Source organism: Flavobacterium sp. FPG59, from assembly GCF_002150205.1.
Lineage (GTDB): Bacteria > Bacteroidota > Bacteroidia > Flavobacteriales > Flavobacteriaceae > Flavobacterium.
Map to the genome: position 1 here is coordinate 1 of NZ_MTCA01000005.1, position 14,867 is coordinate 14,867.

The window sequence follows — 14,867 nt, forward strand, 5'->3', positions numbered from 1 at the left end:
GTATTAGCACCATTAAACAAACCAACAGATTTAAGTTTTACTCCATCAAGTGCTATTACATGTTCAATTACTGCAGTAGATGTTCAACTTGCTACTACAAATGGAGTTTTACCATTATCATATGTTATTACTTCTGGACCAGTAGTTAATACGACAGGAGTATCTTCTGGAAACTTTACGGGATTAACACCTGGTAATTATGTTTTCAGAGTAACCGATGCAAATGGTTGTTTCTATACCGAGTCGTATAACATTGCTCCAGTAACGCCAATTGCTGTTACAGCAGTAAAGCTAACAGACGTAGCTTGTTTTGGAGATAATACAGGTTCAGGACGATTCACCGTAACTGGATTTAGTGCTCCTGGCAATTATACCATAAATGTTACAACAACACCAGCAAGTTTACCATTCACATTGAGCCCAACGGGAGATGTAAGAACACTTACAAATCTTGTTGCGGGAACTTATACCTTTACTGTAACAGATAACACAACGGGTTGTATTGATAGTGAATCAATTACCATAACGCAACCTACAGCAGGATTATCTATTACTTCTGCAATAGGAACTCCAGTATTTTGTAGCAATGATAATTCGCAAATTACAATTACTGCAACAGGCGGAACTCTAAGTTACGGTTATGCAGTTGTGCCAAATGGTGATCCGGCTCCAACTGCTTTTGGAACATCAAATGTAATAACAGTAGATACTAATAATGGAACTGTTTTATCTTGGGATGTTTACGTAAGAGATGCAAATGGTTGTGTGACACCAGTACCTACAACAGTAAACATTACTAATAACGGTGCGCCAACAGTTACAGCAATTGTTGCAAATCAATGTTCTGCAAGTGGCAGTGCGTTTCAAATAGTTGCCACAGCAACAGGTGGTTTAGCACCTTATACGTACACCATAAATACAGGTTTTGCGCCAAGTCCTGGAAACACTTTTACAGTTGCTCCGGGAACCTACACTATAACAGCTACAGATGCTAATGGTTGTCCAGCCATAACATCAGTAACTGTAAATCAAAGATTGACTGCATTAGCTGCAGTTACCAAAGACATCACTTGTTCTTTACCACAAGAAGCTACTATTAGAGTAACCATTTCTGGTGGTATAGCTCCTTTTACTTACAGAGTAAGAACTGTGCCTGGTACCTACAGCGGTGGTCCAATTGCAGTTACAGGAAATTCGTTTATTTATACTGCACCAGGAAATAGTGGAGCAGACTATGAATTTGAAATTACCGATGCTAATGGTACACCATCATGTGTAGCAATATCGAATGTTGTGACTACAAATACGATAGTACCTGTTACAGCAACAACATCTATAACAAACTTAACTTGTTTTAACTCAGGAAATGGTGCGGTAACTATAAATCCTACAGCAGGTGTTGCCCCATTTGAATATAGTTTTAATGGTTCAGGTTTTTCATCAGTATCTTCATATTCTAATTTAGCTGCTTCAACAGGGCTTGGATATCCGTATGTTGTAAGAGATAGTAAAGGCTGTTTGTTCAATGGTTTTGCAGTTGTTAATGAACCCAACCAAATTATTTTTACAGTTTCTAAGGTTGATATGACATGTAGTGCTGCAATTGTTTTAGGTTCAATTACAGTTAATCCAATTACAAATGGTTTTGGCCCTTTTACCTATCTGTTAAGAAACCTTACTACAGGACAGATGATAACCTATACAGAGCCAACCGGTGCAAGTCATACATTTGGAAATTTAAGTTTTGGTAATTATCAAATTATAGTAACAGATTCTCAAGGTTGCTCTAATACCCGTACTGCACAAGTTCTTGCTCCACCAGATGATTTAGTTATAGATTTATCAACGACAGCCGATTGTACAAATGGAGCAACCATAATTGTAAGTGTTAATCCTGCAGTGATTCCGCCGTCACCAAATTATGAATTTGGTATATATGATTTGTCTACTTCGCCGTTTAGTACCGCTTTATTAGCTCCTGATGGTCCAGCTTCTCCTGCTAACATGAGAAGAACTTTTACAAATCTTACTCCTGGTGTAGTGTATACATTTGTGGTTAGAGACAATATTACGGGTTGTTATTATTTTGAAACAGCTTCTGGCCCTGTACCACCAACCACTTTATTAACATCTAATCCTATTGTTGCAAACAATGTTACTTGTACAGGAAGTGCTACAGGTAGCGTAACTTTTACTATTGATAATTACGATGCAACCACTGTAAATTGGGAAATCTACGCTAATCAAACAAATACACCTACAGGAATTTCAGGATCAATTACGACTCCTTCGCCAACAACTGTTACATCGGCAGTGGGTTTAATACCTGGAACGTATTATATTAGGTTTGTAGAAGTAGGTGGTTCATACCCAGGTTGTACGAGTGCATCCTCTATTTTTACAATAACAGAATCTCCAGTTCTTTTGGATTTAAATGTTACTCCTACTAAAAACGATAATTGTAGTACTAATGCGGGTGAAATAATTGCTATTGCAAATGGTGGATCTACACCTTATGCTTTCATTCTAAATACTTCAAGTAGTGCGCCAGTGGCTAACGATCCTTTATGGAATGCACCAAGTACATTTAATGTAGAATCTGGTAATTATTATGTATGGGTTAAAGATAATAGTGGTTGTATAATCGGCGAGCCTGTATCTGTGATACTAGATCCATCGCCAGTTATTGCTTTAGAAATAGTGAATAAATGTGTAGCGCAAGGTGCTTTTGAAATTAGAGTCAATCAAGTTACAGCAGGTACCGGAGCGTATAGCATCAGTGTTGATGGTAGTACTTTTGCAAGCATAACAGGTTTATCACATATTGTTTCAGGATTAAACTCAGGTTCTCATACCATAATTATTAGAGACGCTAATGGTTGTACGGATACAGAAACGATAATCATTGACGAGCCATTAGTAGCTACGCCAGCTATAACGGCTTTGCCAACATGTGCTGATAACGATGGTGTAATTACAATGACGGGAACTGGTGGTCCTATTGCGGGCACTTATACGTATTCGATTTCGCCAACCGCTCCAAGTGTTGCAATAAATAACGCAACAGGAGTTATTTCGGGATTGCCTGCAGGAACGTATACAATAACAATGACCGATACGGCTACGCCAACAGCTTGTACCACTACAGCAGAGGTAACATTGTCGGCGGCAATTCCTGTAACATTTACAACCGCTACAACTCCAGCTCTTTGTGTAGGAGATAGTAACGGAACTATAACTGTTACATTATTAGCAGGAAATACAAATCCTGATTATACCTATGAGATAACTGCACCTATTGTACGCGCTGCTCAGTCTTCAAATATATTCACAGGTTTGCCAACAGGAACATATACTGTAAGAGTAAATTCTGGACGTGGTTGTAGTACTAGTGATAACACTGTATTTGTTGCTCCAGCAACACCATTATCTTCAAATGTTATAGTTGATGCAAATACATCTTGTAGTACTACTACATTGATTACAGTAAATGGAATAGGAGGAACAGGATCAGGCTATACTTATAACTTTAATAGTTTAGGATTTACTTCAGTTAATACCTTTACAGTAAATAACGGTCCACTAGCTGCCAACACAACAATAGTGGTGCGTGATGCTAATGGTTGTGTAACACCTTTACAAAGTATTTCAACACCAGCATTCAATCCACCAACAAATATGGATATTTCTGGTTCATTGATTTATTGTGCACCAGTTACAAGTACAACAAGTACAGTAACAATAAATTCGGTTACAAACGGTGTAGGTCCATTTACCTATCAAATGGTTTCGCCGTCTGTTATTAATAATTTTGGTTCAAATAGTTTTGCAGGTTTAGCAGCCGGTGATTATATTTTCCAAGTAACAGATAATAATGGTTGTACGTATCAAGAATTGTACACTGTTGCACCACGTGTGAACATTGCAGCAACAGTAGCAACTATTACAAACGAAACTTGTTTTAACACTGATAACGGTACAGCAACTTTTACGGTGAGTAATTCAGTGGGTTATACAGCAACGCTAACAGTAGGTACTGGTTCTCCGGTAATTTCTGGAAACACGGTAAGCCTTACGGCATTGGTACCAGGAAATTATAGCCTACAAGTGGTAGATACTACTACAGGATGTACAGCTGATGTACCGTTTACAATAGCTGGTATTGCTCAAGTTCTTGATTTTAACAGCACTGCTACAAATATTAATTGTAACAATGATGAAGCAATTATTACGGTAACGGCTACAGGTGGAACCCTTGATTATAAGTATGCGGTGGCACTAGCTACGGCTCCAACACCTGCAGTTACTGACTACAGTTTAAGCAATACCCTTACAGTTGATACTAACAATGGTACCAATATGAACTGGATTGTTTATGTGTTAGATGGAAATGGTTGTCCAATCAACAAACCACAAACAATTCTAGTAGATGCTAATCCAACCATTGCTTCGGCAGTAGCAACGCAGTGTCCAAGTGCAACTGGAACGTATAACATTACGGTAACAGCATCTGGCTTTAGTCCAGCACTAGAATACAGTGCTGATGGTAGCAACTATCAATCTGGAAATGTGATTACAGTAAATGCTCCTGGTAATTATAACATTACAGTTCGTGATGCTAATGGATGTATTTCAGCAGCAACTGGAGTTGCTATAGTTAATCCTTTAATTTTAACACCAGTGGTGAGCATTCCAGTATCTTGTACTGGCGGTGACGGACAAATAACGGTAAGCACTACAGGAGGTTCAGGAAATTTTGTGTACAATATTGATGGTGGTTCTTTTGCAGCAGTAACAGCTTTTAACGCAGTTGCAGCAGGAAACCATATTATTGGTGTTCGTGATACAACAACTTTATGTGAAGTATTTGTTCCAGTAAACTTACAAGCAGCTACTTTAGTTACTGGATTTGCATTGGCTAAATCCGATGTGACTTGTAATGGTGGTACTGATGGAAGGATTACTGCAACCATAGCAACGCCAGCACCAGGTGTTAATGATAACCCAGTCTACTTATACAGCCTTAACTCAGGATTACCACAAGCTTCAAACGTGTTTAGTAATTTAGCTGCAGGAACGTATACGGTTAGAGTGATTTCTAGTAGAGGTTGCGATGCTACTGCAACGATAATTATAGATGAACCAGGATTAATTACGGTTCCAGCACCAACAGTAGTACAGTTTGGTTGTGCTTCAGGTAACATTAGCAATCTTGCTACTATTACAGTAACGGGAGTAAATGGAGGTTCAGGAACGTACTTGAATTACGAGTTTTTACGAAATGGTACACGTGTCCAATTTGGAAACAGTAATGTGTATACAGAAACGGTACTTACTGGCGGAAACTATACGGTAAACGTATTTGATGATCGTGGATGCGTGGGTAGCACTACAACCGCTATAAATATTGCACCTTACGTAGCACTTGATGCCGTATCGGTAGCTGTCAATCGACCTATTACTTGCGCCGTTCTAGAAAATATTACGGTATCGGTTACTACAATAGGTGGCACTGCTACTAATTTAGAATATACTATTGTTTACAAAGATCCAATAACAGGAGCTTTAACAGGTCTGTATCCAACTACAACAAATACTGATGGTATATTTACTAATTTACCAATTGGGGATTACAACATTACCGTTCGCAACTTAGATACTGGTTGTGAAATACGTGCTGTTCATTTTGTAAACAATCCAAACACTTTTGATTTGGTGGTTAACGCTACTACTGATATCACGTGTTTGAATGATACGAATGGAACAGCAACTCTAACACTGGTAGATCGTTTGATCACTACAACGCCAGTAAATGGTAATGATGCAGGACCTTTTAGCTATACGCTTCAAAATGCTGCGGGCTTAAATGTAGGTAGCGGAACTGCTGCAAACGCAGGACCAATTACGCTTACAGGTCTTGCGGCAGGAACATACACAATAAGTGCTACCTTGTCTCAAACCCCAGATTGTACGGTTACAACAAACTTTACAATTGCGGCACCAGCAACAGCACTTGATATTACCGAAACCCATACAGAGATTACTTGTGTAACGGGTAATAATGATGGTTCTATATCTGTTGCAGCAACAGGAGGTTGGCCAGGAAGCTATCAATTTGAATTGGTAGGTCCTACACCAGCACAAAGTGTGGCGTATGGAACTCAAACGGTATTCACAGGCTTAACTGCTGGTTCTTACACTGTAAATGTGAGAGATAGTAAAGGATGTGTGAACTCAGAAATTGTAGTACTTAATAATCCAACTCCTATTGCTTTTGTAGCAGTACCTAGTACTATTCTTGTTTCTTGTATTAACGATACAAGTGCTAGTATTACGGTAACTACAGGACCTACAGGCGGATCTGGAAGTTATTTATATACCTTGATTAGAACTAATGCAGCTGGTGTGGTTACTACTAATGGACCACAAATTTCTAATACGTTCAACAATTTAGGTGCTGGTACGTATCAAGTTCGAGTTTCTGATTCTTGGACGTGTAGTACGACTTCAGCAAATATCGTAATCAACGAACCAACAAGAGTAACGGCAGCTTTAACATTGGCTACAGCCAAAACATGTGCTACTGATGCCAGACTTACGCTTACAGCTGCTGGTGGAACGGCACCGTATACCTACAGTACTACCCCTAATTTTGCAACTGCAACAGCAATGATAGGTAATACAGCTACATTCTCTGTACCTGTAGGAACGCATAGCTACTACATTCGTGATAATAACGGTTGTGTAAGTTTCATCTCTAATGAAGTTAAAATTGAAGAGGTTCCTACATTAACCCTTGCATTAGATGTTCAAAATGCCACGATCAATTGTACAGGTGATGCTTCAGGAGTGATTGTTGCTTTGGCACAAGGTGGTTTAGGTAACTATGTGTACACACTTTTGGACAGTACGGGCAATCCAGTACCATTTACGGTAACACAAACTACACCAGGTAACTTTACAAATATTCCTGCTGGAAATTATGTAGTACGTGTAGTAAGTCAAGATTGTGCTGCAGTAACTTCTAGTATTGTACCTATTACTGAACCGCTGGTAGCATTAACGCAATCTAATGTGGTAACGCCTATTACTTGTGCTGGTGAGGGAGATGGACGTATGGTAATCACGGCATCAGGAGGAACGGGAATCATTAAGTATGCTATTTCGCCTAGATTAGATCAGTTCTTTGAATCGGGTGTTTTTGAAAACTTAAGACCAGGTTTCTACGAGTATATTGTTCAAGATGAAAACGGATGTTTTATAAACATTAAGGATATTGAGATCACAGAGCCACGATCTGTATTTGCTACTGTTGTTCCTAACAGTGCGGTTCCAGAAGTATGTGCGGGTGATGCAGACGGTGCATTTAGCATAAACATTACAGGAGGAAACGCTCCATATAGTGTAAGTTTAAATAATAGAAACGGAACCTACACTACAGGAACGCTTACACAAACACAGTTTGATTTCACTGGTTTATCAGGAAACGAACAAATTGTGTACATTCGTGATGCTAATGGTTGTGAAAGCGATATTTCTATTATGCTAGGAGAACCAGTAACGCTTAATCCAGTAGCAGACGTGAACTATGATTGTGTGAACAACAGTCAAGTAAACTCAGTAACCATTACGGTAGCCGCTGGAAACGCGCCTGCTGATTTAGATTATTCTCTTGATGGATCATTAGTGTTCCAAACTAGTAATGTATTCAATAACTTGAGTGCAGGTAGACATACTGTTGATGTAAGGCATACTAACGGTTGTATTAAGCAAGTAATCTTTGATGTAGATCAAATAAATCCTATCACAATCAGTTTATCTGATGGAGGATTGAATGAGATTGTTTCTACTGTTACTGGCGGTTACGGTAACTACCAATACAGCTTAAACGGAGAGCCTCAAGGAAGTCAAGGTAATTTTATCATCTACAAATCTGGTGATTACACGGTAACGGTTACTGATGCTAATGGTTGTTCTGCAACGGCTACTCGTTATTTTGAGTTCATTGATATCAAGATTCCAAATGTGTTTACACCAAATGGGGACGGTAACAATGATACTTGGGCGCCAACAAATACAATTAATTACAAAGATTTAATCTTTGAAGTATTTGACAGATACGGCCGTAAAATAGGCACATACAGAGAAGGTCAGTCTTGGAATGGTAAATACAACGGAAATGAATTACCTTCGGGAGATTACTGGTACATCCTTAGATTAAGAAATGTACAAGACGCTCGAGAATTTGTTGGACATTTCACATTGTACAGATAATATAGAGAATTGCATATGTTCTCAAAAAAATATAGTAAAATGAAAAAAATCATCCTTTCAATGTTGCTCTTGGTGGTGGGTTCAAGCCACGGCCAAGAGTTAAACTTGCCCGTTTTTACGCAATATCTTGCGGATAATCCTTTTGTGGTGTCACCTACTTTTGCTGGTATTGGGGATAATTTGAGGATACGCGCCAACGGCTTGACCCAGTGGGTAGGAATTAAAGGTGCTCCAGATAACCAATCTATTTATGCTGATTTTAGAGTAGCCGATCAATCAGGTGTGGGAATTTCTGCGTACAATGATAAAAACGGAAACACTATGCAACAAGGGATCAAAGCCTCTTTTGCACACCATATTATTTTAGATTATTATTCAAAGCAGTACTTGTCTTTTGGTATCTCGTATAACTTAAACACCTTTAAAATAGATTTTGATGCTTTACAGCCTATCAATAATGACCCGACCATTAACAACAATAGGTTTGTGGCCAATAACAATTTTGATGTGGGTTTCTTATACCGCAACAAGGATTATTATGTGAGTTTCAATGCAAGTAACATTTTAGACAAAGATATTGATCAATTTAGCGGGGTGGAGCCGAGCTTGGTTAGGAACTACCAAGTTTATTCCGGATATGTATTTAGAAGTAGAACCTACAACAGGTCAGAGTTTGAACCATCAGTTTACTACCAATATTTTGCTAGTGATAAACGTTCCAGTACTGATATCAACATCAAGTATCGTAAATACGATCGTAATGATGATTACATTTGGGCAGGAGCTTCATATAGGTTCTTGAATGATCAAGTAGGAAAGCCGCTTAACGTGGGCCCTATGGTTGGATTCAAGAAATCAAGTTTTTACTTTGGGTATTCCTACCAAGTAATTCTAAACCGTTTAGGAAGTTTCAACACTGGAACACACGTTGTAACTATAGGTCTTGATTTCCTTCAAGGAGTGAGTAATTGCCCTTGTACGCAAAACCCAATTATTGACTAAACCTCTTTTTTCAAATAAATTAAAAATCCGATTGTCATTCACAATCGGATTTTTTTGCGATAAAGCTAACGCTTGGCGCCAAAGATTCTCGTGCGATTATGTGTTTTTAGAAAACCTTCAAGAATGATAACGATTTCGTTAGTAACTAAAGTAGATTTTTTGGTTTTCACCAATTTGTTCCCGTGCTAAAAGTGCTATATTTGTTTCTCCTTGAAAAAACAAACACTAACAACATACACATGAAAACTGTACACGATTTCGATTTTAAAAATAAGAAAGCGCTCATTCGAGTAGATTTTAACGTACCGCTAGACGATCATTTCCAAGTAACCGATACCACGCGTATTGAAGCAGCCAAACCTACTATTGATGCTATTTTAGCGCAAGGCGGAAGCGTAATATTAATGTCACATTTAGGACGACCAAAAGGTGTAGAAGCTAAATATTCACTACAACACATTGTACAAACTACAGCTGAAATTCTAGGTGTTCCGGTTCAATTTGCCTCTAACTGTGTGGGTGAGGTGGCTCAACAGGCTGCACTTAACTTGCCAGCAGGAAGCGTATTGATTCTTGAAAATTTACGCTTTCATCCAGAGGAAGAGGCTGGTGATGTGGCTTTCGCCAAAGAATTAGCCAGTCTTGGAGATATTTATGTGAATGATGCTTTTGGTACAGCGCATAGAGCACATGCTTCTACCACTATCATCGCACAGTTTTTTCCAGATCACAAATGTTTTGGATTGTTGCTTGCTAAAGAAATTGAGAGCTTAAATAAAGTATTGAAAAATAGTGAAAAACCAGTTACTGCGGTTTTGGGTGGTTCTAAGGTTTCTTCTAAAATCACTGTGATCGAAAATATTTTAGATAAAGTAGACCACATGATTATAGGTGGTGGAATGACTTTTACTTTTGTGAAAGCGCTAGGAGGCAAAATAGGAAACTCTATTTGCGAAGATGACAAACAAGACTTAGCACTAGAAATTTTGCGTTTAGCCAAAGAAAAAGGGGTTCAAATACACCTTCCGGTTGATGTTGTAGCGGCTGATGCTTTTGCCAATGATGCTCAAACGCAAGTAGTGGATGTAAATAATATCCCAGACGGCTGGCAAGGTCTTGACGCAGGACCAAAATCATTAGCACTTTTCAAAGAAGTGATTATGGAATCTAAAACTATTTTATGGAACGGACCTTTGGGAGTTTTTGAATTAGAAAATTTCGCAAATGGAACTATTACATTAGGTAATTACATTGCCGAAGCTACAGCCAAGGGAGCTTTTTCACTTGTGGGCGGTGGTGACTCTGTAGCTGCAGTAAAACAATTTGGTCTAGAAGACAAAGTAAGTTATGTATCAACAGGTGGCGGAGCCATGCTAGAAATGCTTGAAGGTAGAGTACTTCCAGGTATTGCAGCTATCTTGGAATAATTTTTAAAAAGCAGTCATTTGCATAAATAAAGAATTTGTATCTGTACAGTTCACAGTGTTCAGTTTTCAGTTCTCAGTATTCGGTTCACAGTTCACAGTTTACAGTATTCAGTTTACACTTAGTTTTCAATTGCCGTTGGTTTTAACCAATGGTAATTTAAGTTTTAGGGCTTTTGGCTTTAGCCAAATTGTACCATTTGTTGCTGATTTGAAGTTGTTTATCAAGACAAAAGAAAACAATGAACTTTATAGATGAAGTTGTCTGCTTAAATTATGATCGTGTAGAGATACTTCGTTCCTCAGCATGACAGAACGGAGGCTTTATGGTTTACGGTTTACATTTCACATTTCACAATTCACAATTCACATTTCATACAACTTTATAGAAAAGCGCTTTCGGATTGTTCTAGTAATCAGTGTAAATCTTTTAAATCTGTGGTTAAATATTGTATAAGTATTAATTAAGAGTTGTCATTAAAACTTAATATCGCTACTTATTTTCTTAAATCGATAGATATTCCTTATAAATGTATCAATTATTGCATTTTTAACACTTTTTAAAGACGTTTTTTAGAAAAAACCCGTTAAGTTTGTAAATCAAGCTTTGTAATCATTTGAAATATAGGTCTTTGATCGTAAAAATATGAATATAAAAAATACCACTGTTGCATTATTACTTTTGTTTTCGGCTAATTTGTTTGCACAAGATGCAAATAATACCCAATCCATTTTAAAAATAGTACCTAAAATTTCGTATCTCGATTCTATCAAGAAAACTTTTGTAAACGATAAAGTTGCCGCACGCGTTGACAGTTTGTGGATGAAGGAACTTACTGATCTGGATTTATTTTCTTCATTCTCTGAAGAAATAAAAAATACCAATCTTGATGTAGCAATTGATTATGAGTTGCCTACAGATATACTTAAGCAAAGATTGGCTGCCATGGATGCAAAGTCACCTTTTAATATTGAGTACAATCCGGGATTAGAAAACTTAATCAAATCTTTTTTGAAAAACAGAAAAAAATCTTTTGAACGCCTTATGGCAGTTTCTGAATATTATTTTCCGTTAATGGAGGAAGCATTAGCAAAGCAAAATGTCCCTCTCGAAATTAAATATCTAGCAGTGGTTGAGTCGGCATTAAATCCTAAAGCAGTTTCCCGAATGGGCGCTACTGGATTGTGGCAGTTCATGTATCAAACCGGAAAACAATACGGTCTTAAAATAGATTCTTATGTAGATGAAAGAAGTGATCCACTGAAATCTAGCGAAGCTGCAACGCAATATATGACCAACATGTACAAGATATTTGGAGATTGGGATTTGGTTTTAGCAGCCTACAACTCTGGACCTGGTAACGTTGCCAAAGCCATCAGACGTTCTGGAGGACAACAAAATTATTGGAATATTCGAAAAAATTTACCCCGTGAAACACAAAGTTATGTACCTGCTTTTTTAGCAACCATGTATATTTATGAATACCACAAAGAACATGGTATTGTTCCTAATAGAGCCAAAGTAAAACACTTTGCTACAGATACGGTGATGATCAAGCGTCAAATGACTTTCAGACAAATATCGGACTTACTTGATGTGCCGGTAGCACAATTACAGCTTTTAAATCCGTCTTACAAGCTAAACGTGGTGCCTTTTTATCACGATCAAACACATTTTTTAAGATTACCACAAGAAAAAGTTGCCGTTTTTGCCTCAAACGAAGACAAAATATATGCCTACGCACAATACGAAAAAGACAAAAGTGAAAAACCTTTTATGTTAGTAAAAACAACTGTTGTTAAAGACAGTCTTAGAACTAACACTGAAAGTCTGGCTGCAACCAAAAGTGTGTACTACAAAGTTAGAAAAGGTGATAATATTGCTAGTGTAGCTCTAAAATATGGGGTAACTATTGCCGAAATAAAAAAATGGAATCACATCAAGGGCAACAATATTGCATACGGACGAAGTTTGAAAATCAATACTGATCCTTCTACGGTAAATGAATTAAAGTCTGAACCTAAAAATACAGTTTATAAAAACACAGCGCTGGCAGATGCTAAAGTAAATAAAGAGGAAAAGGCTGTTGATGCGTCAAACACCGCTTCAAGTTATGTAGTGCAAAAAGGAGATAACTTGGGAAGTATTGCAAAAAAACACAATTTGACAGTTACTGAGATTCAAAAGTTAAATGGCTTAACTACGGCTTCTGTACAAGCGGGATTGGTTTTGCAATTAAGTCCAAAAGAAACTGATGCTAAACCAGATGCAGCAACAAGTCCGTTGCGCAAAGATGTCGAGTATGTTGTTTTAAAAGGAGATAATTTAGGTGCAATTGCGACTAAATTTGGCGCCACTGTTCCCGAATTAAAATCGTGGAATAACCTACCTGATAATACGATTACAATAGGAAAATCTCTTATTGTTGCCAAGGATGAAATAGCAATCAATACTGATAAAGCTACTGTAGATACTTTTAAAACAAAGAAAAATACATCTGCTGCGAAAACTGCTTCAGAATATTTTGTAAAAAAAGGAGATTCCTTATTTAGTATTTCTAAAAAATATCCGGGTGTAACCATCAATGATTTGAAAAAGTGGAACGGTATTAGTGGTGAAGATATCAAACCAGGTATGAAGTTAAAAATAAACGGATAATACGGCTTTGTTCTTTATATTTGGGTTTTACTAAACAACACCCAGCAATGCATCGATTTTATTGTTTCTTCATTTTTGCGACACTTTCTTTGTTTTCTTGTCAAAAGGATAACAGCTCGTTGCCACGTATTACTACAGGTAAAATCAACACCATATCGGTTATTATTGAAGATCAGTTGTGGAATGGTGAGATAGGAGATAGCATCAGGAATAAATTTGCTGCGCCAGTAATAGGCTTGCCTCAAGAAGAACCTCTTTTTAACATCAATCAATATCCTGTGAAACTTTTAGAAGGTTTCATGACCGATACGCGAGCGATAATTGTGGTAAAAAAAACTGAGTTCAATAAATTTGAAATCAAGAAAAATCAATATGCGAGTCCGCAAAATGTTTTTCATATTTCAGGAAGAACAGTAAGTGATATTGTGACAATCATGGAGCAAAATGCACCCCAAATGATCTCCATGATTAAAAATGCTGAAATAGCGGCTAGTCAAAAAATAAACAAACAATCTTTACTGGATCCTAAAATTATTGAGAACAAGTTTCATACAGCCATTCAAGTTCCTACGGGTTATGTGTATGTCTTGCAAAAACGAAATTTCTTGTGGCTCAAAAAAGAATTTATTGGCGGAAACACTAGTCTTTTGCTCTACCAAGTTCCTCTAGATAAATATAGAACCGATAAAAACTGGAGCGCAAAGGTGATTCAACTGCGCGATTCTATAGGCAATTTGTACATCAGAGGGAAAGAACCTCATACCAACATGATTACAGAGGAGGCGTATTCTCCTTATTTTTCTAAGACAAAACTCAATAAATACACTGCTTATGAAACTAAGGGAACTTGGCAATTGAATAATGACTTCATGTCGGGTCCTTTTATCAATTATGCAATACTAGACACTACATACAACCGATTACTAATTCTAGAAGGTTTTTGTTATGCGCCTTCTAAAGATAAAAGGGATTTAATGCACGAATTAGAATCCATTATAAAATCGGCACGGATTATCAAAAAAGAGCCTTAAATTGCTTTAATTTGTATAAAAAACGGCACATGACACTACAATGGGAAATAAAAGCTTTTGAAGCACTTACAGTTTTTGAGTTATATGATATTTTAAAGTTACGAAGCGAGATCTTTGTAGTTGAGCAAAACTGTGTGTACCTAGACTTGGACGGTAAAGATAAAGTAGCCTTACACCTTATCGGCGTTTATGACGGTAAAATAGTGGCGCATTCTAGATTGTTTCAACCCGGAATAAGTTTTGATTTTGCATCAATAGGTAGAGTTACTGTTGATGCTAATTACCGTGATCGCAAATGGGGACATGACCTAATGCGCGAGTCTATTGCAGGCATAGCGAAACATTTTGGCGAAAGCCAAATCACAATAGGAGCCCAGTTGTACCTAAAAAAGTTTTACGAAAGCCACGGTTTTGTACAAACCAGTGAGATGTATCTTGAAGATGATATCCCACACATAGAAATGCAAAAACAGTAAG

6 protein-coding genes are annotated in these 14,867 nt (G+C 37.5%); all 6 read left to right on the forward strand.

Going from position 1 to position 14,867, the window contains the following annotated elements; translation table 11 throughout:
* A partial coding sequence (locus FPG59_RS01150) for a T9SS type B sorting domain-containing protein (RefSeq protein ID WP_140344578.1) occupies positions 1-8,274 on the forward strand: 8,274 nt, incomplete at its 5' end.
* Positions 8,275-8,313: 39 nt separating this feature from the next.
* Complete coding sequence (locus FPG59_RS01155; protein WP_086452781.1) at positions 8,314-9,276, forward strand: type IX secretion system membrane protein PorP/SprF; 963 nt, start codon at positions 8,314-8,316, stop codon at positions 9,274-9,276.
* A gap of 239 nt (positions 9,277-9,515) precedes the next feature.
* Positions 9,516-10,703: a phosphoglycerate kinase gene (gene pgk, locus FPG59_RS01160; RefSeq protein WP_086452782.1), complete on the forward strand. Its 1,188-nt coding sequence runs from the start codon at positions 9,516-9,518 to the stop codon at positions 10,701-10,703.
* A 643-nt stretch (positions 10,704-11,346) separates the two neighbouring features.
* Positions 11,347-13,359 carry a LysM peptidoglycan-binding domain-containing protein gene (locus tag FPG59_RS01170; protein WP_086452784.1) on the forward strand — a complete coding sequence of 671 codons (2,013 nt, stop codon included), beginning with the start codon at positions 11,347-11,349 and terminating at the stop codon, positions 13,357-13,359.
* A gap of 119 nt (positions 13,360-13,478) precedes the next feature.
* The gene (locus tag FPG59_RS01175) at positions 13,479-14,390 is read left to right on the forward strand and encodes a DUF4837 family protein (protein ID WP_254906627.1); all 912 of its coding nucleotides are present in this window, start codon (positions 13,479-13,481) and stop codon (positions 14,388-14,390) included.
* A gap of 29 nt (positions 14,391-14,419) precedes the next feature.
* A complete protein-coding gene (locus FPG59_RS01180) occupies positions 14,420-14,866 on the forward strand; it encodes a GNAT family N-acetyltransferase (RefSeq protein ID WP_086452785.1) in 447 nt (148 codons plus the stop codon).
* Position 14,867 lies beyond the last annotated feature (1 nt).